Raw genomic sequence first — 22,999 nt, forward strand, 5'->3', positions numbered from 1 at the left:
CACGGCGAACGCAAGGGGGCCGGTCGGCGTCATACTCCTGAGCGGCCCCGGCCCGTATCATGGTGCGGGTGACCAAGGTTGACCTGTCACCACGGCCGGTGGAGGCGATGTCTCCGCGCCAGCTCGAACGCCGCGGAAGCCTGATCGCGGCCGCGCTCGCCCTGGTGAACGAGATCGGCGTCGAACGGCTGCAGATGAAACAGGTCTGCGAGCGGTCCGGAGTCGCCCTGGGGACGGCGTACCGCTACTTCTCCTCCAAGGACCACCTCCTGGCCGCGGCGATCGCCGAGTGGCACCGCCTGCTGCTGGCCGACCTGGTGGCGGAGCTGCGCGGCCCGCGCGCCGGGCGGGGGGCCACCGACCGGGCGGTCCGCTTCGTCCGCGGCGGGATGCGGGCCTACCAGCGCCAGCCCGAGCTGGCCCGGCTGCGGGTGGCCGTCGCCGCCTCCACCGATCCGTTCGCCAGCGAGACCTTGCAGGGCATGGCCCGGGCCGACAGCACCGCCCTCCAGGCGGTGACGACCAAGGTGCCGGCCGCCGCCAGCGACCTGGTGCGGCACATCGTCGCCCACGCCTGGCAGGGCGAGCTGACCGCCTGGGTGACCGGGCGCACCACCCTCGGCGACGCCCGGCGGCGGCTGGAGGACGTGGTGCGGCTGGTGCTGAACCCGTACGAGACGCCGTACCCGGCGCCGTACGAGGTCCCGTCCGGCGCCCACCGGCCCTGACCCGTCCGACGCGACAGCCGGCTCAACTCCCCGGTGCCGGACGGCTTCCGCCCGTGGTTCCGGCTCGCCGCGCGCGCCCCGGCCCATGAGCACCCGGCCTGACGGGACGTAAGTCCCCACCCTCCGCCTCCCCGGCGCGCCCTCCCGCCCCTCGCGGCACGAACTGGACATAGTGCGACATGCAGCTTTAATCCGCCGATGTCGCCGAAGCCCACGTCCGCCCCGAGGCAGGAGAGTCCACCCGATGAGCAGCCAGCCGCCGCAGCCCGACCAACGCGCGGAGGAACCCGACGAACCCGCCGCGACCCTGCCCGCCGACCGGGCGGTGTTCGGGATCAGCGCCGCCCTGGTGCTGGCCGTGGTCGCCTGGGGAGTCTTCGCCGAGGACTCGCTCGGCCGGACCTCCAGCAGCGCGCTCGGCTGGGTCCTGCACAACTTCGGCTGGCTGTTCGTGGTGGCCGCCGACGTCTTCCTCGTCCTCACCGTGCTGCTCGCCTTCAGCCGCTTCGGCCGCATCCGGCTCGGCCGCGACGACGACGAACCCGAGTTCTCCACCCTCGCCTGGGTCGCCATGATGTTCAGCGCCGGCATGGGCATCGGCCTGATGTTCTACGGCGTCGGCGAGCCGCTCCAGCTGTTCGCCACCCCGCAGCCCGGCTCCGGCCTGGAACCGCAGAGCGCGGCCGCCGCCCAGCAGGCCCTGGAGTTCTCGCTGTTCCACTGGACGCTGCACCCGTGGGCGATCTACGCCGTCGGCGGCCTCGCCCTCGCCTACACCACCTTCCGCAAGGGCCGCGGCAACCGCATCTCCGCCGCCTTCGTCCCGCTCATCGGCCAGCGCGGCGCCGACGGCTGGGCCGGGCGCGCGATCGACCTGCTGGCCGTCTTCGCCACCGTCTTCGGCTCCGCCACCAGCCTCGGCCTCGGCGCGCTCCAGGTCGCCGACGGCCTCGGCTACATCACCTCCGTGCGCAACACCCAGAACGCCCAGCTGATCATCATCGGCTCGCTGACCGCCGCCTTCGTGCTCTCCGCCTTCTCCGGCGTCCACAAGGGCGTCAAGTGGCTCTCCACCGCGAACGTCGTCCTGGCCTCGCTGATCATGCTCTTCGTCTTCGTGTTCGGCCCGACGGTGTTCACGCTGGACGCGATCCCCTCCACCGTCGGCGGCTACCTCTCCGACCTGCTCGGCATGTCCACCCAGACCGGGGCCTTCACCGACGAGAGCTGGCTCGGCTCCTGGACGATCTTCTACTGGGCCTGGTGGCTCTCCTGGGCCCCCTTCGTCGGCACCTTCATCGCCCGCATCTCCCGCGGCCGCACCATCCGGCAGTTCCTGCTCGGCGTCCTGCTGGTGCCCAGCGGGGCCACCGTGATCTGGTTCTGCGTGATGGGCGGCACCGCGATCCGGCTGGTCACCACAGGCACGGCCGACCTGGTCGCGACCATCCCGAAGGGCGCGGAGGCCTCGCTGTTCGAGATGCTGCGCTCGCTGCCGCTCGGCTCCGCCACCAGCGTCGTCGCCGTGCTGCTGGTGATGACCTTCTTCATCACCAGCGCCGACTCCGCCTCCCTCGTCCTCGGCTCGCTCTCCAGCCGCGGCTCGCTGCACCCGCGCACCTGGCTCGTGGTCGTCTGGGGCGTGCTGATGGGCGGGGTCGCCGCCGCCCTGCTGCTGGCCGGCGGGCTCACCGCGCTGCAGAACGCGACGATCCTGGTCGCGCTGCCGTTCGTGGTCGTGATGCTGCTGCTCTGCGTGTCCCTGGTGAAGGAGCTCCGCGAGGACCCGGCCGCCGGCCCGTCCCGCCTGCACCCCGTGCACGGCCTGCGCGACGCCGTCCGGGTCGCCGTCGGCGAGGCCCTCGCCGAACGCACACCACGCCGCTGACCAGCGCGTACGCCTCACCCGCGCGGGTGGGGCGTACGCGGCCAACCGACGCCCAACCCCCGCCCGGACTTCACCCGCGCGTACCGACCGTTCACACCACCCTGGAACCCTCCCTGTCATGAACGCCAGCCCTCAGGCGCCCTACCAGGAACCGCGCTTCCCGCTCCCCCGGCGCCACCGCCGACTCCTCGCCGCCACCGCCGTCCTCGCCTCCATCGCCCTCGGCACCTTCGGCGTCGGCGCCACCGTCGAGACCGTCCAGCACGGCACCCTCGCCGCCACCACGGCCACCGCGAGAAAGTGACCCGCGAGAAAGCAACCGGAGAGAAAGAGACCGACTGACCGTCCGATCCACCCCTTCAGCACCGCCGTCCGCCCCCGGACGCGGTGCTTCCGCCTTTCCGGCGACGGCGGAGCGGCGAGGCGCGACAGCGAGGCGAGACAGCGGAGCTGGGCGGCGAACCGGCCTCAGGCGCGCCGCTGCTCCCGGGCCCCGGCCGGCGCGGGGCGGGAGTGGCGGCCGGTGCCGGGGACGGGGTGGAAGTCCGGGGCGGGGGCGTAGCGGGCGGCGGGCGGGCGCAGGAGCCAGCCCGGGGAGCGGCTGCCGCGGGGGGTGGGGGTGATCAGGCCGAGGTTGTGGAGCAGGTCGAGGGCGTCGCGGCGCAGCGCGGTACGGTCGGCGAGGTAGTCGCGGCGCCAGCGGGCCGGGAGGCCGTACTCGTCGGCGATGTCGCCGAGGAGGCCGTCTATCAGCGCGTCGGGGATCGGGACGTCGCCGCCGGTGGTGGTCTCGCCGGGCAGCGGGCGGACTTCCTCCACCAGGCGTTCGAGCAGCAGCAGGGCGGCCTGCGGCAGGGGGCCGGCGCCGGGGAAGACGAGGTCGGTGAGCTCGTCGGCCGGGTCGAGCAGGGCGACGCCCTCGGTCCGCAGCTCGGTCTCCAGGCCGAGGAAGTCGGCTAGCGCGGCCGGGCCGCTCAGCCGGTGCTCGTGCAGCCAGGCGCTCCGGTCCTCGGGGAGGTCGGCGTCGAGGACGGCGGGGGTCTCGGCGAGCAGACGGCGCACGGCGGTGGCGGGTTCGGCGTCGGCGGCGCGGCGGATCAGGTCGGCGGCGTCGTCGGCGAGGGCGGGCGGGCCGGCCGGGACGGAGCGGGCGAGTTCGCGGTCGACGGTCAGTACGGCGGCCCGGACGGCCGGGTCGGCCGGGTCGGCCGGGTCGGCCGGGTCGGCCGGCAGGTCGCCGAGGACCTGCCAGTCGGCGAGCGCGGCGAGGGCCATCGCGCGGTCGGCCGGGCCGGCGGCGAGGCCCGGCGCCGCGGCGCGCATGGCGTCGAGCAGCCGCCCGTACGGCAGTTGCTCGGGGGCGTCGACCAACAGGGCGAGGGCGAGAGCGAGTTGGGCGTAACCGGCGGGGGTGAACGGGGCGCCGGTCGCGGGGTGTTCGAGGCGGCGGGCGGCGCCGGGGCCGAGGCCGGCCTTGCAGAGCCGGGCGTGCCAGGGGCCGACGACGAGCCGGTAGCCGAGCAGGGCGTCGAAGCGTTCGACGAGCCAGTCGCGGTGACGGCGAATCAGCGGGAAGCCGTCGGCGTGCGGGCCGGAGGCGGTGACCAGCGGGTGGGCGAGCAGCAGCCGGGCGGCGATCCGGCGTTCGGCGGCGGGCAGGTCGACGGCGGGAAGGGCCGGGGCGCAAACGTCCGCGACGGGCAGGGCCGGGGCCGGTATCGGAAGGTCCTGGCCGGAACGATCCTGCGCGCCCGGCACCGGGCGGGTGCGCTCGGGCTTGCGGTGCCTGCCGGGCCTGCCCGGCTTGGCACCTGACCGGACGACGGGCAGCGCGGAGGCGTCCCGCCGGGCGCGGCGCAGACCGCCGACGGGGCGGGGCCCCCGGGAGCGCAGGGCGGCGGTGGCGTGCGCGGTGGGGCCGTGCCACCAGCTGACGTCGGCGTCGGGCGCCGCTTCGGCGGGGGCGCCGAGATGGCGGGCCGGGTAGAGGCCGAAGGAGGCGGCGCACAGGTCGTCGGCGGTGCCGGGGGTGGCGGCGGCGAACCAGTGGGCGAGCCGGAGCAGGCCCGGGTCGGGCGAGAGCGCGGAGGCGGCGCCCGGCTCCGGCGCGGGCCTGGTCGGCGCGGCGTCAGCACGGGGGCCGGACACGGCTTCGGGCGCCGGCCCGGCCGCGGGTTCGCGTACGGCGAGGAGGGCGTCGGTGGTCCTCCGCCCCGTCCCGCCCGTGCGCCCGTCCGGCCTGCCGGTGGCCACCCGGGTGGCGCCGACCGCGTACTCCTGCTGCTCCATGTCGGGGACCAGACTAGACGGTGGCCGGGTCACCCGGCGGCAGCAACCGGCCGTGCGCCGAAGTGACCGGCCGCCCTCCGCTACGCCACCCGCCGGCCCGCACCCGCCGCCGCGCCGTCACCCGCCCCGCACCACCCGGGTTACGCGCCGGTAACCCGCTCTTCCGCCGCACCGGCGGGTCGCCTAGGGTTCGTCCCACTCCCCCCACCGCCCGACCCCGGAGGTCAGCAGCCGCATGAGCATCCGTACGACCACCCGTGCCGTCCTCGGCGGCCGCCTGCGCTCGGCCGCCGGCCTGCTCGGCGGCTTCGCGGCCGCCTCGGCGACGCACCTAGGCGCGATCGCCTCCGGCGCGTCCGTGCTGCAGAACGCCACCAAGCCGGCCCTGATGCCGCTGCTGGCCGCGCACAGCGTCGCCGCGGCCGCCACCGCCGGGCGGCGGGCGCCGAAGCCGCTGGCCCCGGCACTGCTGCTGAGCGCGGGCGGGGACGTGCTGCTCCAGCTGAAGAACGACACCGCGTTCCTGGCCGGGATGGGCTCGTTCGCGGCGGCGCACGTCTGCTACGTGACGATGTTCGTCCGGCGCGGGGCGCTGACCGACCGTCGGCGGGCCCTGGTGGTGGCGGCCGCGTACGCGACCGCCTGGGTGGCCATGGTCGGGCAGCTCTGGCCGGACCTCGGGGACCTGCGGATCCCGGTGGCCGGCTACAGCCTGCTGCTCGCCTCCACGGCCGTCACCTCGGCCGGGCTGGGCTGGCGGACCGGGCTGGGCGGGGCGCTGTTCCTGCTGTCCGACACACTGATCGCCACCCAGCTGGCGAAGTGGCGGGAGCTGCCGGGGCACCAGTTCTGGATCATGGCGACGTACGTCCTGGCCCAGTACCTGCTGGCCAGCGGCACCCTCCGGCACGAGCACGAGCACGAGCACGGGCACGGGCACCGTGAGCTCGAACTCGGGCACGAGAACAAGCACGGGCAGGAAACCGGGCACGGGCCTCAGCAGCAGCGGAAGCCCGCGCCGCAGGCCGGCTGACACGCCTGTGCGCCGTCGGCCCGGTCAGGGTCCGACGGCGCGCGGGGAAAACAAAACGGCGGCGGTGCCCATCAGGCACCGCGCCGCCGCAGCAGCCAGAAGCCTCCGACGCCGCCCGCCACCAGGGCCAGGCCCCCGGCCAGCTCCGCCGGATCGGCCGCGACCGAACCGCCGAGGCCGGTGTTCACGGCGCCGTGCGGGGCGACCTGCTGGCCGCCGGCGCCGGACTGGCCGAGCGAGCCCGCCCACTCGCCGGCCGCCTTGCCCCAGTCGCCGAGGCCTTTCTCGGGACCCTTCTCGGGACCCTTCTCGGCGCCTTTCTCAGGCCCTTTCTCGGAGCCCTTGTCGGAGTCCCTGTCGGAGCCGGCGACCGGGACGCCGGCGACCGCGACCTTGGTGGAGAACGCCCCGCCGTCCGGGCAGGTGCCGTCGATCTTGTTGTCCCCGGAGTGCTGGCCGGCCAGCCGGGCCGAGCCGCTGTGCTTGCCGTCGGAGCCCAGGGTGAGAGTGGCCGGACCGCCCTCGAACGCGGCGGAGTGGGCGGTGATGGTCTTGGCGTCGGGCTTGTCCGACTTCTCACAGGAGACCGTGAGCTTCACGGTCTGGCCCGGTGCGGCCTGGGGCGGGCTGACCGAGGCCGAGCCGTCCCTGGCGGATGCGAGGGGGGCCGTCAGGCCGGTCAGCACCGTCGCGCCGATCAGGGCGGCGGCGGCCGTACGCATGGGGCGCATGCCGGAACCTCCGGGATTCTCGGGCGCAGCCGGGGGGACTCCGATGTCCACGTGGTCGAACAACTGCACCCGGTTATGCCCGACAGTAGGCAGCCCGCCCGGCCCCGGCCACCGGTCGGGACCGTTCGGGTTACCGCCCCTCACCCAGGGTGATTCACAGGTCGAGGTCCACCACGACCGGCGCGTGGTCCGAGGTGCCCTTGCCCTTGCGGGCCTCGCGGTCCACGTAGCTGTCGGTGACGGCGTCCACGAACGGCTTGTTGGCGTAGGTGAGGTCGATCCGCATGCCCCGGTTCTTGGGGAAGGCCAGCTGGCGGTAGTCCCAGTAGGTGTAGGGGCGGTCGTACTTGAGCGGGCGCGGCACCACGTCGTGCAGGCCCACCTCGCCGAGGGCCTCCAGCGCGGCCCGCTCGGCGGGGGTGACGTGGGTGAGGCCCTCGAAGGCGGCGACGTCGTAGACGTCCTCGTCGGCGGGAGCGATGTTGAAGTCCCCGAGGACGGCGAACGGGCGGGGCCCGGCGGCGTCCTCGGTGGCGGCCGTGCGCAGCGCCTGTAGCCACTCCAGCTTGTAGCGGTAGTGGGCGTGGTCGACCTCGCGGCCGTTGGGCACGTAGACCGACCAGACCCGGACCGGGCCGCAGGTGGCGGCGACGGCGCGCGGCTCGACGTCGGGCAGCAGGGCGCCGTCGGCGAGGTAGCCGGGCTGGCCGGGCAGGTCGCGCACGACGTCGTCCAGGCCGATCCGGGAGACGATCGCGACGCCGTTCCACCGGCCGGTGCCGTGGGCCGCGGTCTCGTACCCGAGGGCGCGCACCGCCTCGTACGGGAAGGCGTCGGCCGCGCACTTGAGCTCCTGGAGGCAGAGCACGTCGGGCTTGGCGCTCTCCAGCCACTCCAGGAGCTTGGGCAGCCGCGCGGTGACGGAGTTGATGTTCCAGGTGGCGATGCGGACGGTCACGGCGGGCGGCCTTCCCGGTGGTTCGGTACGGACGGGTGCTTCGGTCGAGACGAGGGGTGGGCACCCCCCGAGGGGACGCCCACCCCGAACATACCGCCCGGCACCGACAGTACGGCCCGGCCGGCCTGCGGCCCGGTCAGCCCGTGGGCCGGACCACCGCCGCGGAGCCGCCCCCGCGCCGGACCGGTTCGGCCGCGGCCACCCACCGCCCGTCCGGCAGCCGTTCGACGCCGGTGGCGGCGCCGATCTCGGCGACGGACGTGAAGCTGTGCCCGAGCGCCTCCAGGGCGGCCCGTTCGGGCAGCGCCAGGAAGCCGGGCTCGGCCTGGGTGGCGACGGTGTTGCGCTGGCTGGCGCGCGGTGCGGCGATGGCCTGTTCCAGGCTCAGGCCCCGGTCGAGCCGCCCGAGCAGCACCTGGAGGGTGGTGGTGATGATGGTCGCGCCGCCGGGGCTGCCGGTGGCGAGCAGCGGTTCGCCGTCGCGCAGCACGATGGTCGGGGAGATCGAGGAGCGCGGCCGCTTGCCCGGGCCAGGCAGGTTGGGGTCGGGGACGCCCGGGGTGAGCGGGGAGAAGTCGAAGTCGGTGAGCTCGTTGTTGAGCAGGAAGCCACGGCCGGGGACGGTGATGCCGCTGCCGCCGGTCTGCTCGATGGTGAGGGTGTAGGAGACGACGTTGCCCCAGCGGTCGGCCACGCTGAGGTGGGTGGTGTTGGGGCCCTCGTAGGGCTCGGCGACGGCGGGGCCGGCCTCGGCGCAGTCGGCGGGGTGGCGCGGGTCGCCTGGGGCGAGCGGGCTGGTGAGGGCGCGGTCGGGGCTGATCAGGCAGGCCCGGGAGGCGGCGTAGCGCGCGGAGAGCAGTTCCTTGGTGGGGACGTCGCCGAAGGCCGGGTCGCCGACCCAGCGGTTGCGGTCGGCGAAGGCGATCCGGGAGGCGTCCAGGAAGTGGTGGTAGTACTGCGTGTCGCTGTACGCGCCGAGGTCGCCGTCCTCCAGGATGCCGAGCGCCTCGCCGACGGTGGTGCCGCCGGAGCTGGAGGGGGCGATGGAGTAGACGTCGTAGTCGCGGTACGGGACGTGGGTGGGCGCCTGGCGGCGGACCTGGTAGGCGGCGAGGTCGGCGGTGTCGATCTTGCCGGGGCGGGCCTTGCGGCCGGAGGCCGGGTCGACCGGCGGGTGCTGGACGGTGTTGGCCACGTCCTTGCCGAGGTCGCCCTGGTAGAAGGCCTTGACGCCGTCCTCGGCGAGCAGCCGGTAGGTGGCGGCGAGGTCGGGGTTGCGCAGGACGGTGCCGACCTCGGGGGGCTTGCCGCCGGGCAGGTAGAGCTTGGCGGTGTCCGGGAAGTCCTTGAACCGGTCGTAGTTGTCGGCGGTCTGGCCGCGGAAGGTCTGGTCGACGACGAAGCCGTTGTCGGCGATCCGCTCGGCGGGTTCGAGGGCGTCGGCGAGCGTGCGGGTGCCCCACTGGCGCAGGGCGGTGTCCCAGGTGGCGGCGGTGCCGGGGACGCCGACGGACAGGCCGCTGGTGACGGCGTCGGCGAAGGCCAGCGGCTTGCCGTCCTCCAGGAACAGCCCGCTGTCGGCGGTGCGGCCGGCCACCTCGCGGCCGTCGATGGTGTGCACCCGGCCGCTGGCGTGGTCGTAGTAGACGAAGTACCCGCCGCCGCCGATGCCGGAGGAGTAGGGCTCGGTGACGCCGAGGGCGGCCGCGGTCGCGACCGCCGCGTCGACCGCGTTGCCGCCCTTGCGCAGCACCTCGATGCCGGCCGCGGTGGCGTCGGCGTCGACGCTGGCCACCGCTCCGCCCCGGCCCACCGCCTCGGGGGCCTTCGGCGGCGGGGCCGCCCCCGCCGCCCCGGCCGGCCCGGCGCAGGACCAGACCAGGGCGGTGGCGAGCAGCAGCGGTGGTGCGATACGGGCCAGAGCCCTCATCCGAGTCCTCCTGAGTCGACGTCAACTCCGTTGTCTCACAGGAGGCATGATCCCGACAATCACACCGCACCGCTACCAACCGGTAGTTGACGGAACCGAATCAGGCGAAAGGGCTCAGACGCCGCTGCGCTCGACCCGGCGCCGCTTGATGGTGCGGAACCGGCGGGCGACCTGCCGGGCGAGGTCGGCGGCGCCGACCAGGCCGGCCTCGTTGCCGAGTGCGGCGTGCACGATGCTGGCCTCGGGCCGGAAGCCGCGCCCGGTGAGGGTACGACGGAAGGTGTCCCGGGCCGGGCCGAGCAGCAGGTCGCCGGCCTCGGAGACGCCGCCGCCGATGACGAAGCGGCCCGGGTCGAGCGCGGCGGCCAGGTTGGCGATGCCGACGCCGAGCCAGGTGCCGACCTCGTAGAGCAGTTCGGTGGCGGTCGGGTCGCCGGCCCGGGCGGCCTCGGTGACCAGCGGTCCGGTGATGCCCTCGACGGTGCCGCCGGCCCGGGCGAGCAGCGTCTGCACCACCGGGGACTCCTCGGCGACGAGTTCGCGGGCGTCGCGCACCAGCGCGTTGCCGGAGGAGTACTGCTCCCAGCAGCCGCGGTTGCCGCACGGGCAGCGGTGGCCGCCGGGCAGCACCTGCATGTGGCCGAACTCGCCCGCCAGGCCGTACTTGCCGCGGTCGACGTAGCCGTCGCGGACGACGGCGCCGCCGATGCCGGTGCCCAGGGTGAGCATCACCATGTGGTCCTCGCCGCGCCCGGCGCCGAAGCGCCATTCGGCCCAGGCGGCGGCGTTGGCGTCGTTCTCGACGATCACCGGGAAGCGCAGCCGCTCGCTGAGCGCCTGCTGGAGCGGCTCGCCGCGCCAGTTCAGGTGCGGGGCGAACAGCACCGTGGAGCGGTCGGCGTCGACCCAGCCGGCCGCGCCGATGCCGACGGCGTGGACGTCGTGCCGGTCGGCGAGCTCCAGCACCAGGTCGACGATGACGTTCTCGACGACCTTGGCGCTCTTGCTCTTGTCGGGGGTGTCGGTGCGCAGCTTCTCCAGCACCTTGCCCTCGCCGTCCACCACTCCGGCGACCACCTTGGTGCCGCCGATGTCGACGCCGATGGTGGGCAGTCGCAGTATCCCGGCGGGCAGGGCGCGGCGGCGGCGCTCGGCACGGGGGCCGAGGCCGAGCAGGGTGGGCAGGACGGCCGGCCGGGTGCTGCCTTGGGGGCTGGTCACGGCTGCGGACGCTCCTCACGGGGCTCGGGGTCAGGACGGGGCTGGGGGTCGGTGCGGGGCTGGGGTTCGGTGCGGGGCTGGGGTTCGGTGGGCCGGGCCAGCTCGTGCGAGAGCTCGGCGAGGTCGGAGCCACCGGCCATCTCGGTGGTGAGCTGTTCGAGGCCGATCTCGGCGCGCGGGTGGCTGCCGGCCATCCGGCCCCGCTTGAGCAGGGTGAAGTGGTCGCCGACCAGGTACGCGTGGTGCGGGTTGTGGGTGATCAGGACGACCCCGAGCCCGGCGTCGCGGGCGGCGGTGACGTACTTGAGCACCACTCCGGACTGCTTGACGCCGAGCGCCGCGGTCGGCTCGTCCAGGATGAGCACCTTGGCGCCGAAGTGCACGGCCCGGGCGATCGCCACGCACTGGCGCTGGCCGCCGGAGAGGGTGCCGATCGGGCGGTCCACGTCGTGCAGGTCGATGCCCATCCGGGCGAGCGCCTCGCGGGTGGTGGCGCGCATCGCCTCGGCGTCCAGGCGCAGGCCGCCCCAGCGGCGGTGGCCCTGCTCGGAGCCGAGGAAGAAGTTGCGCCAGACCGGCATCAGCGGGACGACGGCGAGGTCCTGGTAGACGGTGGCGATGCCGCGGTCCAGGGCCTGGCGCGGGGAGTCGAGCCGGACCTCCTCGCCGCCGACGGTGTAGGTGCCCTCGTCGTGCTGGTGCAGCCCGGAGATGATCTTGATCAGGGTGGACTTGCCGGCGCCGTTGTCGCCGAGCACGCAGCTGATCTCGCCGGCGTGCAGGGTGAGCGAGACGTCCTGGAGGGCGCGGACGGTGCCGTAGCTCTTGCCGACGCCCTCCAGGGCGAGCAGTTCGGTCTTCATCGGGGCCCCCGTTCGGCCTGGCGCTTGACGTACGCGTTCAGCAGGGCGGCGAGCAGCAGCATCGCGCCGAGGAAGAACTTGAACCAGTCCGGGTTCCACTGGGCGTAGATGATCCCCTTGCTGGCCATGCCGAAGATCAGCGCGCCGAGCGCGGAGCCGACCACCGAGCCGTAGCCGCCGGTGATCAGGCAGCCGCCGATGACGGCCGCGACGATGTAGATCAGCTCGTTGCCGACGCCCTCGCCGGACTGCACGGTGTCGAAGGAGAACAGCAGGTGCTGGCCGAGCACCCAGGCGCCGAAGCCGACACCGAGGTAGAGCAGGGTCTTGGTGCGGGCGACCGGCACGCCGACCGCGCGGGCGGCGTCCGCGTCGCCGCCGACGGCGAAGATCCAGTTGCCGAAGCGGGTGCGCAGCAGCACCCAGCTGCCGACCGCGAGCAGGCCGAGCCACCACCAGACGGTGGCCTTGATCGTCAGTCCGCCGACGGTGACCTCGGAGGCGAACAGCCAGCGGCAGGAGGCGAAGCCCTCCATGTCGGAGATCGGCCTGGTGGAGACGGTGCCGGAGACCAGCTTGGTGACGCCGAGGTTGGCACCGGTCAGCATCAGGAAGGTGCCGAGGGTGACGATGAAGCTGGGCAGCCGGGTGCGGCCGAGCATCCAGCCGTTGAAGGCGCCGACGGCCAGGGTGACGGCGAGCGAGACCAGCACGCCGACCCAGGTCACCGCGGTGAACTGGTAGGAGACCATCGAGGAGGTCAGCGCGGCGGTGGTGACCAGCACGCCCGCCGACAGGTCGAACTCGCCGCCGATCATCAGCAGCGAGACCGGGACGGCCATGATCCCGATGGTGGACGCCGCGTAGAGCACGGTGCCCAGCGAGGAGACCCGCAGGAAGGGTTCGGCGGCCACCGCGAAGACGGTGAACACCGCGACGGCGGCGATCAGCGAGCCGAGCTCGGGGCGGGCGAGGAGGCGGCGCAGCGCGGCCGGGCGGTCCTGGGCGAGGACGTCGGTGGTGCTCACCTGGTCCCCCTCGCGACGTACTCGGCGAGCGCGTCGGCGTCGTCCTTGGTCAGGATCTGCGGGCCGGTCGCGACGGGCTTGCCGCCGCCGAGCATGTCCAGGTTGGACTTGTACAGCCAGAGCAGGTCGACGCCCTCGTAGCCCTGGAGGTAGGGCTGCTGGTCGACGGCGAAGCCCACGGAGCCGGACTTGAGTCCGGCCACCACCTGCGGCCCCAGGTCGAAGGTGTCGAGCTCGACGGCGCGGTGGACGTCCTGGACGGCCTGGAGGCCGGTGGCGGCCACCGGGCCGGAGAGGGTGAGCACGGTGTCGATGGCCGGGTCGGCCTGGAGCTTGGCGGAGATCGCGGCGCGGGCGTCGGGCATGTTGACGCCGTCCACGTACAGCACCTGGAAGGCGCCGCCGGCCTTGGACTGGGCGCCGGAGCAGCGCTGCTCCTGGCCGATGTTGCCCTGCTCGTGGATGACGCAGAGCACGTTCTTGCGGCCGCGGCCGGCCAGCTCGGCGCCGGCCGCCTGGCCGGCGGTGGACTCGTCCTGGCCGATGTGGGTGAGCGCGCCGAACTTGGCGGAGTACTCCTGGCCGGAGTTGACGGTGATCACGGGGATGCCGGCGGCCTTGGCCTTGCCGAGGACGTCGGCCATGGCGTCGCCCTTGGCGAGGGTGACCAGCAGGCCGTCGACCTTCTGGTCGATGGCGGCCTGGACGAGCTGGACCTGGTTCTGGGTCTGCGCGTCGTTGGAGTACAGGAAGGTGATGTTGTCCTTGGCGGCGGCCTGCTCGGCACCCTTGCGCACGCTGTCCCAGAAGGCGTCGCCGGCCCCGGCGTGGGTCACCATGGCGACCTTCCAGCGCGGGGTGGTGACGGCGCTGCCGCCGGCGGCCGACGCCTTGGCGCGGGCCTCCTCGGCGCGGCGGCCTCCGGTACTGCTGCAACCGGCCGCGGTGACCGCGAGTGCCAGGAGGGCGCAGACGGGCCAGAAACGGCGGGACGGGCGAAAGCGGGTTGTGCTCATCCCCATAGTCTCTCTGGCCGGGCGGCACGTGGATGACACCGCCTCGCCCGGCGGCGCCCGCGACGCGGGAGGTAAGGTGCCCCGGGGGACCTTCCTGGAAGTTCGCTGGACATCTCGTCCGGACGACGGCCGTCCGGGTGGCAGACTTAGCGCCGACCCGAAACAGGAACATCACAGGAAACGTGATGTTCCTCTCAGGTTCCGCACAGATTCGGATGGCAACCGATCATCGGTTCCGCGCCGTCCAATGCCATTGGAGTGCGTTCGGGCGAGTGGGGCCCGGGCGGCCAGCAACCCGGATACGAGAACTCGATGCAACTGACAGGTACGCCATTCTTCATCCTCACCGTCATCCTGGTGCCGGTGTCCATCGCGGTGGCGCTCCTGTACTGGAGCAAGGTCCGCGGGCCGAACCCGGTGCGGATCCTGTCCAGGCTCGTCATGATCATGTTCTGCCAGATCACGGCCGTGCTGATGGTCTTCGTGATGGTCAACAACGCCAACCTGATCTACGGCAACTGGGACGACCTGCTCGGCACCGGTGACCACGTCCGGGCCGTGCCGCAGGTGGCGCCGGCCGACCAGGGCGCTTCGGGCAAGGAGGGCGCCGGCCAGGGCGGCGGCGACGCGGCCAAGCAGCCGCCGAAGGCGCTCCAGAAGTTCGCCGGCGTGGGCGACCCGGCGGTGCCCGGCGACGTCCAGAAGACCGAGCTCAAGGGCCAGGTGTCCGGGGTCGACGGCGAGGTGCTGGTCTGGCTGCCGCCGCAGTACAACGACCCGGCGTTCAAGGACAAGAAGTTCCCGGTGGTCGAGCTGATCCCGGGCTACCCGGGCTCCTCCTCCACCTGGTACGGCACCCTCAAGGTCTCCGAGCAGCTCAAGCCGCTGATGCAGCAGGGCAAGGTCTCCCCGTTCATCCTGGTCTCGCCGCGCACCCTGCTCCTCGGCAACCACCAGGACGCCGGCTGCACCGACATCCCCGGCAAGATCAACGCCGACGCCTGGCTCACCCGGGACGTCCCGCAGATGATCATGGACAACTTCCGCGCCGACCCGTCCCCGGACCGCTGGGGCATCGCCGGCTACTCGGCCGGCGCCCACTGCGCGGCCAAGCTGTCCCTGGCGCACCCCAACCGGTACCGGGCCGCGATCTCGATGTCCGGCTACAACGACCCGGCGTCCGAGAGCGACTCCCTGGTCGGCAAGGACCCGAAGCTGCGCGAGGCCAACAACCCGGTCAACATCCTCAAGAGCGCCCAGCAGCCGCCGAAGGTCAGCCTCTACATCAGCGGCAAGAAGGGCGACGGCCTGGAGGACGGCCAGGCGATCGCGGCGGCAGCCAAGGAGCCGACCAAGGTCCAGGTCCAGGAGAGCAACGGCCCGCACACCACCGAGCTGTGGAAGACCATGGTGCCGAGCATCTTCGAGTGGATGACCTCGGTCATCCCGCCGCAGTAGTCCCACGCAGTAGTCCCAAGCAGTAACGATCATGCAGGAGGGGCCCGCCGCGAGTGCTCGCGGCGGGCCCCTCCTGCGTGGGGCACGGCTCTCAGGCCCGGCCGTCAGGCCAGTTCGAGCGCCAGGTAGAAGTCCACCCGGTCCTCCAGCCGGGAGAGGTCACGGCCGGTCAGCTCCTCGATCCGGCCGATCCGGTAGCGCAGGGTGTTGACGTGGACGTGCAGCTGCGCGGCGCAGCGCGTCCAGGAGCCGTCCGAGCGCAGGAACGCCTCCAGGGTGCGGACCAGGTCCGCCTGGTGCTCGATGTCGTACGCGATCACCTTGTCCAGCAGCCGGCCGCGGAAGGCGCGGCGGACCTCGTCCGGGACGGCCGCCAGCAGCAGCACGTGCGAGGCCAGCTCCTCGGGGCCCGCCACGCAGACCCGGCCGACCCGGGCGGCGGCGATCCGGCGGGCGTGCCGGGCCTCCTCCAGGGCGCCGCGCAGGCCGCCGGCCTCGGAGGCGGGGGCGGAGACGCCGAGGGTGATCCGGCCCTCCGAGCCGAGGCCCGCCTCCAGCGGGGCGAGCAGGTCGCGCAGGGTCTCGGCGGGCACCGGGCCGTCCAGGGCGGGCAGCACCACGACGGCGCCGGCGCCGGCCCCGGCGACCAGCGCGCGGTCGGTGGTGCCGCCCAGCGCCTCCTCCAGGACGGCGCGCACCACACCCTCGGGCAGGCCGGTGCCCTCGGCGCTGAGCACCAGCCAGGACCCGTCCTGGGCCTGGGGTTTGGGCTCGACGCTCTCGTAGCGGGCGGCCATCGCCGAGGAGGCGTACAGGGTGCGGCTGATCTCGGCCGGATCGGCGTCGCGCTGGAGCAGGGCCAGCACCTCGTCGGCGAGGCGACGGCGCAGCCGGCGGCCCTCGTCGCGGCGGTGGCGCTCGGCGGCGACCAGCCGGGCCAGGTTCTCGGCGAGCTGCTGGCGCTTGGTGGTCCACTCGGTGACGTCGCCGGCCACCGCGAGCACCCAGTCGGCCAGCGGCGCCTGGTGGTCGGCCGAGGCCGGGGCGGGCAGCAGCGAGTAGGAGCCGCCGGCCAGGCGGGCCCGGTGCGGGGGGCGGCGGCGCTGGCGCTGGGCGCCGAGGTGGGCGCGGACCAGCTGGTCGCGGTCCTCGGCCGGGAGGCGGTCGGCGGGGCCGGCGATCACCGCGCCGGTGGGGGTGAGCACCCAGCAGTCGAGGTCGAGGTCGCCGCCGAGCAGGTCCAGCACCGCGTCCAGGCCGCCGCCGCCGGCCGCCGAGACCAGCAGGCGGTGCCGGTCGACGAGGGCGGCGAGGTCGGCGGCGCGGTCGGCGGAGACCTGGCGGCCGATGAACTCGGTGACGGTGCCGAAGGCGATGTCGTCGGGGACGGCCAGCAGCGGCATCCGGTGCCGTCGGCAGGCCTCCACCAGGTCCTCGGGCACCGGACCGACCTCGGCCTCGCCGGCCGCCAGGGCGACCGCGCCGCCGGCCACGATGGTCCGCACGAACCGCTCGGAGTCGGCCGGGGCGGTGCGCCACAGCATGCCGGTGAGCACCAGCTCGCCGCCGTGCAGGTAGCGGCCGGGGTCGTGCAGGTCCGTGGTCATGACACCGCTGACCTGCCGGTCCAGCTCGTCCTCGGCCGCGAGCAGGCGCAGTCGCGGGGCGCCGGGGGCGAGCAGGTCACGGACACGCATCCGCGGACTCCTAACGGGGGCTGAGGGTGGGACGGGGCTGGGGGTGGGCCGAACGGGGGAGGCCCGGGCGTTCGGTCGGGGGTCACAGTGTGCCCGAACATCCGTACTTGTCGTCACGTCCGGGCGGGCGACCGGATCACGGGCCCGTCGCTTGCGAATCACGGCCGGATTACGGTCGTAGGTAGCACCTGGTGAACACCTGGGCTGCGCATTCCTCTCCTTAGAGGAACGTACAGGATGCCGGGCGGGAGCACAGCCGGGGCTTCATGCCATCGGTGACTGCCAGTGGGCCCCGTCCCGGCGGTTCACTGGGCGACACGCCGCCGGACGCAGCCCGGTGACCGGGGCCCGACGCGGAGGCGACGAAGCGGTTGGTTGAGAGGTCCGAACACCGAGTTCCGGGCACTGTGCCCACCCGTCCGGCAGGCGACGACTTGAGGAGACACCCGCATGGAGTTCCTTCGGCCCGCTACCTGGGACGAGGCACTCGCGGCGAAGGCCGAGTACCCGACCGCGCTGCCCATCGCGGGCGGTACGGACGTCATGGTCGAGCTGAACTTCGACGTGCACCGGCCATCCGCGATTCTCGATCTGAACCGCATCACCGAGCTCACCCAGTGGTCGAACGACGACGGCGTCGTCAGGCTCGGCGCCTCCGTCCCCTACTCCCGGATCATCGACGAGCTGTCCGGGCCGCTGCCCGGGCTCGCGCTGGCGGCCCACACCGTCGGCTCCCCGCAGATCCGCAACCGCGGCGGCGTCGGCGGCAACCTCGGCGCGGCCTCCCCGGCCGGCGACTCCCACCCGGCGCTGCTGGCGGCCGGCCGGGACGTCCTGGTCGAGGCCGCCTCCGTGCGCGGCACCCGGCTGATCCCGATCGACGACTTCTACGTCGGCGTGAAGCGCAACAGCCTGGAGGCCGACGAGCTGATCCGGGCCGTGCACATCCCGGTGGCGGACGGCCCGCAGCAGTTCTCGAAGATCGGCACCCGCAACGCCATGGTGATCGCGGTCTGCGCCTTCGGTTTCGCCCTCCACCCGAAGAACGGCACCGTCGGCACCGGCATCGGCTCGGCCGCCCCCACGCCGCGCCGCGCCGTCGAGGCCGAGGAGTACCTGGCGGGCGTGCTCGCCGAGCGCGGCCTCTGGGAGTCCGGCGACCTGCTGGGCGCCGAGGTGGTCCAGCGCTTCGGCGAGCTGGTCAAGGCCGCCGCCTCGCCGATCGACGACGTCCGGGGCACCGCCGACTACCGCCGGCACGCGCTGGCCGTGATGGCCCGCCGCACCCTCACCTGGACCTGGAACGACTACAGCAAGCAGATCAGGAGCGCGGCATGAGGGTGACTTTCACCGCCAACGGCAAGCCGGTCGAGGCGGACGACGTCTGGGAGGGCGAGAGCCTCCTGTACGTGCTGCGCGAGCGGGTCGGCCTGCCGGGCTCGAAGAACGCCTGCGAACAGGGCGAGTGCGGCTCCTGCACGGTCTACCTGGACGGCGTGCCGGTCTGCAGCTGTCTGGTCGCGGCCGGCCAGGTGCAGGACCGCGAGGTGCGCACGGTCGAGGGCCTGACCGGGGAGAACGGCGAACTGGGCCTCGTCCAGCAGGCGTTCATCGATGCCGGCGCCGTCCAGTGCGGCTTCTGCACCCCCGGCCTGCTGGTGCAGACCGACGCGCTGCTGGAGCGGGACGCCCAGCCGAGCGACAACGACATCCGCGAGGCGCTGTCGGGCAACCTCTGCCGCTGCACCGGCTACGAGAAGATCATGGACGCGGTGCGGCTGGCGTCCGCCCGCACGTGCGCCGGAAAGGCCGTGTCGCAATGACCACCCGCACCATCCAGGGTCAGAAGAACCTCCAGGACATCCGGCAGGCCAGCAAGGACGGCATCGGCGGCTCGCCGCTGCGCCCGGACGGCCACCTCAAGGTCAAGGGCGAGTTCGCGTACTCCTCCGACATGTGGCACGAGGACATGCTCTGGGGCATGGCGCTGCGCTCGCCGCACCCGCGCGCCACCATCCTGTCGGTGGACATCTCCGAGGCGCTCAAGGTGCCCGGCGTCTACGCCGTCCTCACCCACCAGGACATCCCCGGCGCGAAGTACTACGGGCTGGAGATCCAGGACCAGCCGGCCCTGGCCATCGACAAGGTCCGCTACCACGGCGAGGCGATCGCCCTGGTCGCGGCCGACCACCCGGAGACCGCCCGCCGCGCGGTGAAGAGGATCAAGGTCGAGTACGAGGTGCTCACCCCGATCGTCACCGAGGAGCAGTGCCTCGACCCCGCCACCCACGGCTACGTGCACGAGCCGCACGAGTACAAGTCGCACGGGTACGGCAACATCTGCCACGAGCAGCGGCTGGTCTCCGGCCTCGGCGTCACCGACGAGGTCCGCGCGCTCGCGGACGTCATCGTCAGCGGCGACTACGAGGTCGGCATGCAGGACCAGGCCTTCCTCGGCCCCGAGTCCGGCCTCGCGGTGCCCGCCGAGGACGGCGGCATCGACCTCTACATCGCCACCCAGTGGCTGCACGTCGACCGCCAGCAGATGGCCCCGGTCCTCGACCTGCCCGAGGAGAAGGTCCGGCTCACCCTGGCCGGCGTCGGCGGCGCCTTCGGCGGCCGCGAGGACCTGTCGATGCAGATCCACGCCTGCCTGCTGGCCCAGCACACCGGCAAGCCGGTCAAGATCGTCTACGCCCGCGACGAGTCCTTCTTCGGCCACGTGCACCGCCACCCCGCCAGGATGCACTACGAGCACGGCGCCACCCGCGACGGCAAACTCGTCTTCGCCGACTGCCGGATCGTGCTCGACGGCGGCGCGTACGCCTCCGCCTCGCCCGCCGTGGTCGGCAACGCGGCCTCGCTCGGGCACGGCCCGTACGTGATCCCCAACGTGCGGATGCACGCCATCGCGCTCTACAGCAACAACCCCTCCTGCGGCGCCATGCGCGGCTTCGGCGCCGTCCAGGCCGCGTTCGGCTACGAGTCGCAGATGGACAAGCTGGCCGCCGAACTCGGCATGGACCCGGTCGAGTTGAGGCAGCTCAACGCCATGTCGGAGGGCGACCGCATGCCCACCGGCCAGCAGATCGACTCGCCCGCCCCGGTCGCCGAACTGCTGCGGCGCGCCAAGGAGATGCCGCTGCCGCCGCCGCTGGACACCGAACACCCGGACGTGCGCCAGCTCCCCGGGGCGCTGTCCAACACCTCGCACGGCGAGGGCATCGTGCGCGGCGTCGGCTACTCGGTCGGCATCAAGAACGTCGGCTTCTCCGAGGGCTTCGACGACTACTCCACCGCCCGGGTGCGCCTGGAGGTGATCGGCGGCGAGCCCGTCGCCATAGTCCACACCGCAATGGCGGAGGTCGGCCAGGGCGGCGTCACCGTGCACGCCCAGATCGCCCGCACCGAGCTGGGCGTCGAGCTGGTCACCATCCACCCGGCCAACACCGAGGTCGGATCGGCCGGTTCGACCTCCGCCTCGCGCCAGACGTACATGACCGGCGGCGCCGTGAAGCTGGCCGCCGAGGCGGTCAGGCGGGCGCTGATCGAGAAGGGCCGCCGCCGCTACGGCTGGACCCACGGCGACATCACGCTGATCGCCGGGAAGGTCGTCTCGGAGAGCGCCGGCGTGCTGGTCCCCATGGTCGACCTGCTCGGTGACGAGGCCATCGACCTCACCCGCGAACACCACCACCGCCCGACCGTCCCCTTCGACAAGGAGACCGGGCAGGGCTTCGGCCACGTCCAGTACACCTTCTGCGCCAACCGCGCGGTGGTCGACGTGGACGTCGAACTGGGCCTGGTCAAGGTCGTCGAGCTCACCGCCGTCCAGGACGTCGGCAAGGCGCTCAACCCGCTCTCCGTCGTCGGCCAGATCCAGGGCGGCTGCACCCAGGCGCTCGGCCTCGCCGTGATGGAGGAGATCATCGTGCGGGACGGGAAGGTGCGCAACGCCTCCTTCACCGACTACCTGATCCCCACCATCCTCGACACCCCGCCGATCCCGGTGGAGATCCTCGAACTGCCCGACCCGCACGCCCCGTACGGGCTGCGCGGCGTCGGCGAAGCCCCGACCGTCTCGGCGACGCCGTCGATCGTGGCCGCCATCCGCAACGCCACCGGCCTGGCCCTCAACCGGATCCCGGTCCGGCCCGAGCACCTCACCACGGAGGCCCCCGGGGCCTGACGCCCCCGGAGCCCGCGAGCTCCCCGGGCTTCAGGCCCCGGGGAGCAGGAGAACCTCCCCGGGCTCCAGCGACGGGGAGCAGGAGAACCTCCCCGGGGCGGCGACCGTCTTCCCCGCCGCCCCGGGGCCGCTCCACCGCGCCCCCACTCGCGTGCACCGCCCAACGGCACGCGACCGCACCATCCCGCTGCCTCTCCCACGCCGGGGTTCTGCAGCGGTGCGCACCACCCACGCACCGCAGGCACCGCCACAGTGCGCCCAGTGAGTCGAGCAGTCCCCCTGCGCCAACCTCGTTGACTGGCAGTCAGGTCGGCTCGCCCACCCCAACCCCCTTTGACACTTGGGAGTGGACATGACCCGGATCCCCACGGAACACAGCCCCACGGAACCCGGCCCCACGGAAGAAAGACCCGCCGAGGACGACACCGCCACGCCGGCCCCGGCCCCGGCCCCCGCACCGAAGAACGCACTGGACGCGTACTTCAAGATCACGGCCCGGGGATCGACCTTCGGCAATGAGATCCGCGGCGGCCTCACCACCTTCATGGCGATGGCCTACATCGTGCTGCTCAACCCGATCATCCTGAGCGGCGCCGACGTCAACGGCCTCAAGCTGGACCACGCGCAGCTCACCACCGCGACCGCGCTCGCCGCCGCCGTCACCACGATCCTGATGGGCGTGGTCGGCAACGTCCCCCTGGCGGTCGCCGCCGGGCTCTCCGTCTCCGGCGTGATCTCCGCGCTGGTGGTGCCGCACACCACCTGGCCCCAGGCCATGGGCCTGTGCGTGATCTACGGCCTGCTGATCGTCCTGCTGGTCGTGTCCGGGCTCCGCGAGAAGATCATGAACGGCATCCCGCTGCCGCTCAAGCACGCCATCACCATCGGCATCGGCCTCTTCGTCTCGCTGATCGGCCTGGTCAAGGCCGGCTTCGTGCACACCGGCGGCCCCACGCCGCTCGCGCTCGGCCCCTTCGGCGAGCTGGCCGGCTGGCCCGTCCTGGTCTTCTGCCTCACCGTGCTGACGATCTTCGTGCTGCTGGCCCGCAACGTCCGCGGCGCGATCCTGATCGGCATCGCCGGCGGCACCGTGGTGGCCTTCGTCATCAACGCGGTCGCCGACCTCCCCGCGAAGACCTGGGTCAGCTCCGCCCCGGTGTGGCCGGGCAGCCCGGTCTCCGCGCCCGACTTCGGCCTCTTCGGCCACGTCGACCTCTTCGGTGCCTTCGGCAGCCACGGCCTGGGCGCCATCAGCGCCTCGGTCGCCGTCTTCACCCTGGTGCTGGCCGGCTTCTTCGACGCGATGGCCACCATCATCGGCGTCGGCACCGAGGCCGGGCTGGCCGACAAGCAGGGCCGGATGCCCGGCCTCTCCAAGGCCCTGTTCATCGACGGGGCCGGCGGCGCCGTCGGCGGCCTGTCCGGCGCCTCCGGCCAGACCGTGTTCGTCGAGTCCGCCACCGGTGTCGGCGACGGCGCCCGCACCGGCCTCGCCTCGACCGTCACCGGCGGCGTGTTCGCGCTGATGCTGTTCTTCTCGCCGCTCGCCGCGATCGTCCCGACCGAGGTGGCCTCCGCCGCCCTCGTCGTGATCGGCTCGATGATGATGAGCCAGGCCCGGCACATCGACTGGTCCGACCGCGAGGTCGCCATCCCGGCCTTCCTCACCTGCACCCTGATGCCGTTCACCTACAGCATCACCGCCGGTGTCGCCGCGGGCGTCATCTCGTACACGGTCATCAAGGCGGGCACCGGCAAGTGGCGCGAGCCCGGCCCGCTGATGTGGATCCTCACCGGGGTCTTCGTGGTCTACTTCGCGCTCACCCCGATCAAGTCCTGGCTGGGCGTGCACTAGGACGTGTCTGACCCTCTCGGCCGGAGAGGACCTGGCCGCACCGCCGCCGTGCGGGAATCGTTTCCCGTACGGCGGCACCTCCCGTCTACCCTCGCTTGTGTAAGGAGCTCCCCGA

At 73.3% G+C, this 22,999-nt stretch carries 18 protein-coding genes; 9 read left to right on the plus strand and 9 right to left on the minus strand.

Translation table 11 applies throughout. The features are described from left to right. Positions 1-68 precede the first annotated feature (68 nt). From ACIP37_RS09935 to ACIP37_RS09945, 3 genes are all read left to right on the plus strand, one after another. Positions 69-728 (plus strand): TetR/AcrR family transcriptional regulator, encoded by a 660-nt coding sequence (locus ACIP37_RS09935; protein WP_400843586.1) that lies wholly within the window; start codon positions 69-71, stop codon positions 726-728. 244 nt (positions 729-972) lie between these two features. Continuing rightward, on the plus strand, positions 973-2,616 hold the full coding sequence (locus ACIP37_RS09940; protein ID WP_363579201.1) for a BCCT family transporter: 1,644 nt from the start codon (positions 973-975) through the stop codon (positions 2,614-2,616). 118 nt (positions 2,617-2,734) lie between these two features. Next, positions 2,735-2,920, plus strand: a complete 186-nt coding sequence (locus ACIP37_RS09945) for a hypothetical protein (protein WP_350875387.1) — start codon at positions 2,735-2,737, stop codon at positions 2,918-2,920. Between the two features lie 164 nt (positions 2,921-3,084). Here ACIP37_RS09945 and ACIP37_RS09950 read toward each other — a convergent pair whose 3' ends face one another. Continuing rightward, a complete protein-coding gene (locus ACIP37_RS09950; RefSeq protein WP_400805045.1) occupies positions 3,085-4,905 on the minus strand; it encodes a DUF2398 family protein in 1,821 nt (606 codons plus the stop codon). 235 nt (positions 4,906-5,140) lie between these two features. Here ACIP37_RS09950 and ACIP37_RS09955 point away from each other — a divergent pair, with 235 nt between their 5' ends. Further along, entirely contained in the window at positions 5,141-5,938 is a 798-nt protein-coding gene (locus ACIP37_RS09955; protein WP_400805043.1) for a lysoplasmalogenase, read from the plus strand. Between the two features lie 71 nt (positions 5,939-6,009). Here the strand turns inward: ACIP37_RS09955 and ACIP37_RS09960 are convergent, their stop codons facing one another. The 7 genes from ACIP37_RS09960 to ACIP37_RS09990 all read right to left on the minus strand — a co-directional run bounded on the left by ACIP37_RS09960 (position 6,010) and on the right by ACIP37_RS09990 (position 13,685). Next, positions 6,010-6,669 (minus strand): hypothetical protein, encoded by a 660-nt coding sequence (locus ACIP37_RS09960; RefSeq protein ID WP_400843589.1) that lies wholly within the window; start codon positions 6,667-6,669, stop codon positions 6,010-6,012. Positions 6,670-6,823: 154 nt separating this feature from the next. Beyond that, the gene (locus ACIP37_RS09965) at positions 6,824-7,627 is read right to left on the minus strand and encodes an exodeoxyribonuclease III (RefSeq protein WP_363579210.1); all 804 of its coding nucleotides are present in this window, start codon (positions 7,625-7,627) and stop codon (positions 6,824-6,826) included. A 136-nt stretch (positions 7,628-7,763) separates the two neighbouring features. Further along, positions 7,764-9,557 carry a gamma-glutamyltransferase gene (gene ggt, locus ACIP37_RS09970; RefSeq protein WP_400805039.1) on the minus strand — a complete coding sequence of 598 codons (1,794 nt, stop codon included), beginning with the start codon at positions 9,555-9,557 and terminating at the stop codon, positions 7,764-7,766. A gap of 114 nt (positions 9,558-9,671) precedes the next feature. Next, positions 9,672-10,778 (minus strand): ROK family glucokinase, encoded by a 1,107-nt coding sequence (locus tag ACIP37_RS09975; protein WP_400805037.1) that lies wholly within the window; start codon positions 10,776-10,778, stop codon positions 9,672-9,674. After that, a complete protein-coding gene (locus tag ACIP37_RS09980; RefSeq protein WP_400805035.1) occupies positions 10,775-11,641 on the minus strand; it encodes an ATP-binding cassette domain-containing protein in 867 nt (288 codons plus the stop codon). The genes ACIP37_RS09975 and ACIP37_RS09980 overlap by 4 nt, the downstream gene beginning before the upstream one ends. Beyond that, complete coding sequence (locus tag ACIP37_RS09985; protein WP_363579215.1) at positions 11,638-12,669, minus strand: ABC transporter permease; 1,032 nt, start codon at positions 12,667-12,669, stop codon at positions 11,638-11,640. Before ACIP37_RS09985 ends, ACIP37_RS09980 begins: the two co-directional genes overlap by 4 nt. Next, positions 12,666-13,685 (minus strand): sugar ABC transporter substrate-binding protein, encoded by a 1,020-nt coding sequence (locus tag ACIP37_RS09990; RefSeq protein WP_400805033.1) that lies wholly within the window; start codon positions 13,683-13,685, stop codon positions 12,666-12,668. Before ACIP37_RS09990 ends, ACIP37_RS09985 begins: the two co-directional genes overlap by 4 nt. A 312-nt stretch (positions 13,686-13,997) precedes the next feature. Here ACIP37_RS09990 and ACIP37_RS09995 point away from each other — a divergent pair, with 312 nt between their 5' ends. Then, positions 13,998-15,143 (plus strand): alpha/beta hydrolase-fold protein, encoded by a 1,146-nt coding sequence (locus tag ACIP37_RS09995; protein WP_363579219.1) that lies wholly within the window; start codon positions 13,998-14,000, stop codon positions 15,141-15,143. A 104-nt stretch (positions 15,144-15,247) separates the two neighbouring features. On the opposite strand, the gene ACIP37_RS10000 is transcribed toward ACIP37_RS09995, so the two are convergent. Next, positions 15,248-16,840 carry a PucR family transcriptional regulator gene (locus ACIP37_RS10000; protein ID WP_363579221.1) on the minus strand — a complete coding sequence of 531 codons (1,593 nt, stop codon included), beginning with the start codon at positions 16,838-16,840 and terminating at the stop codon, positions 15,248-15,250. A 450-nt stretch (positions 16,841-17,290) separates the two neighbouring features. Here ACIP37_RS10000 and ACIP37_RS10005 point away from each other — a divergent pair, with 450 nt between their 5' ends. The 4 genes from ACIP37_RS10005 (at position 17,291) to ACIP37_RS10020 (ending at position 22,884) form a co-directional block, all read left to right on the plus strand. After that, the gene (locus ACIP37_RS10005) at positions 17,291-18,178 is read left to right on the plus strand and encodes a xanthine dehydrogenase family protein subunit M (protein ID WP_371520765.1); all 888 of its coding nucleotides are present in this window, start codon (positions 17,291-17,293) and stop codon (positions 18,176-18,178) included. Next, positions 18,175-18,663: a (2Fe-2S)-binding protein gene (locus ACIP37_RS10010; RefSeq protein ID WP_350875362.1), complete on the plus strand. Its 489-nt coding sequence runs from the start codon at positions 18,175-18,177 to the stop codon at positions 18,661-18,663. Before ACIP37_RS10005 ends, ACIP37_RS10010 begins: the two co-directional genes overlap by 4 nt. Next, positions 18,660-21,029 (plus strand): xanthine dehydrogenase subunit D, encoded by a 2,370-nt coding sequence (gene pucD, locus ACIP37_RS10015; RefSeq protein ID WP_400805030.1) that lies wholly within the window; start codon positions 18,660-18,662, stop codon positions 21,027-21,029. The genes ACIP37_RS10010 and pucD overlap by 4 nt, the downstream gene beginning before the upstream one ends. A 352-nt stretch (positions 21,030-21,381) precedes the next feature. Continuing rightward, positions 21,382-22,884 carry an NCS2 family permease gene (locus tag ACIP37_RS10020; protein WP_363579227.1) on the plus strand — a complete coding sequence of 501 codons (1,503 nt, stop codon included), beginning with the start codon at positions 21,382-21,384 and terminating at the stop codon, positions 22,882-22,884. Positions 22,885-22,999 lie beyond the last annotated feature (115 nt).

Origin of the sequence: Kitasatospora sp. NPDC088861, assembly GCF_044750105.1 — a bacterium.
Lineage (GTDB): Bacteria > Actinomycetota > Actinomycetes > Streptomycetales > Streptomycetaceae > Kitasatospora.

Coding starts and splice junctions, on each gene's coding strand:
- ACIP37_RS10020 (WP_363579227.1), top strand. CDS start 21,382: ATGACCCGGATCCCCACGGAACACAGCCCCACGGAACCCGGCCCCACG.
- ggt (WP_400805039.1), bottom strand. CDS start 9,557: ATGAGGGCTCTGGCCCGTATCGCACCACCGCTGCTGCTCGCCACCGCC.
- ACIP37_RS09955 (WP_400805043.1), top strand. CDS start 5,141: ATGAGCATCCGTACGACCACCCGTGCCGTCCTCGGCGGCCGCCTGCGC.
- ACIP37_RS09945 (WP_350875387.1), top strand. CDS start 2,735: ATGAACGCCAGCCCTCAGGCGCCCTACCAGGAACCGCGCTTCCCGCTC.
- ACIP37_RS09980 (WP_400805035.1), bottom strand. CDS start 11,641: ATGAAGACCGAACTGCTCGCCCTGGAGGGCGTCGGCAAGAGCTACGGC.
- ACIP37_RS10005 (WP_371520765.1), top strand. CDS start 17,291: ATGGAGTTCCTTCGGCCCGCTACCTGGGACGAGGCACTCGCGGCGAAG.
- ACIP37_RS09960 (WP_400843589.1), bottom strand. CDS start 6,669: ATGCGCCCCATGCGTACGGCCGCCGCCGCCCTGATCGGCGCGACGGTG.
- ACIP37_RS09990 (WP_400805033.1), bottom strand. CDS start 13,685: ATGAGCACAACCCGCTTTCGCCCGTCCCGCCGTTTCTGGCCCGTCTGC.
- ACIP37_RS09940 (WP_363579201.1), top strand. CDS start 973: ATGAGCAGCCAGCCGCCGCAGCCCGACCAACGCGCGGAGGAACCCGAC.
- ACIP37_RS10010 (WP_350875362.1), top strand. CDS start 18,175: ATGAGGGTGACTTTCACCGCCAACGGCAAGCCGGTCGAGGCGGACGAC.
- ACIP37_RS10000 (WP_363579221.1), bottom strand. CDS start 16,840: ATGCGTGTCCGTGACCTGCTCGCCCCCGGCGCCCCGCGACTGCGCCTG.
- ACIP37_RS09950 (WP_400805045.1), bottom strand. CDS start 4,905: ATGGAGCAGCAGGAGTACGCGGTCGGCGCCACCCGGGTGGCCACCGGC.
- pucD (WP_400805030.1), top strand. CDS start 18,660: ATGACCACCCGCACCATCCAGGGTCAGAAGAACCTCCAGGACATCCGG.
- ACIP37_RS09995 (WP_363579219.1), top strand. CDS start 13,998: ATGCAACTGACAGGTACGCCATTCTTCATCCTCACCGTCATCCTGGTG.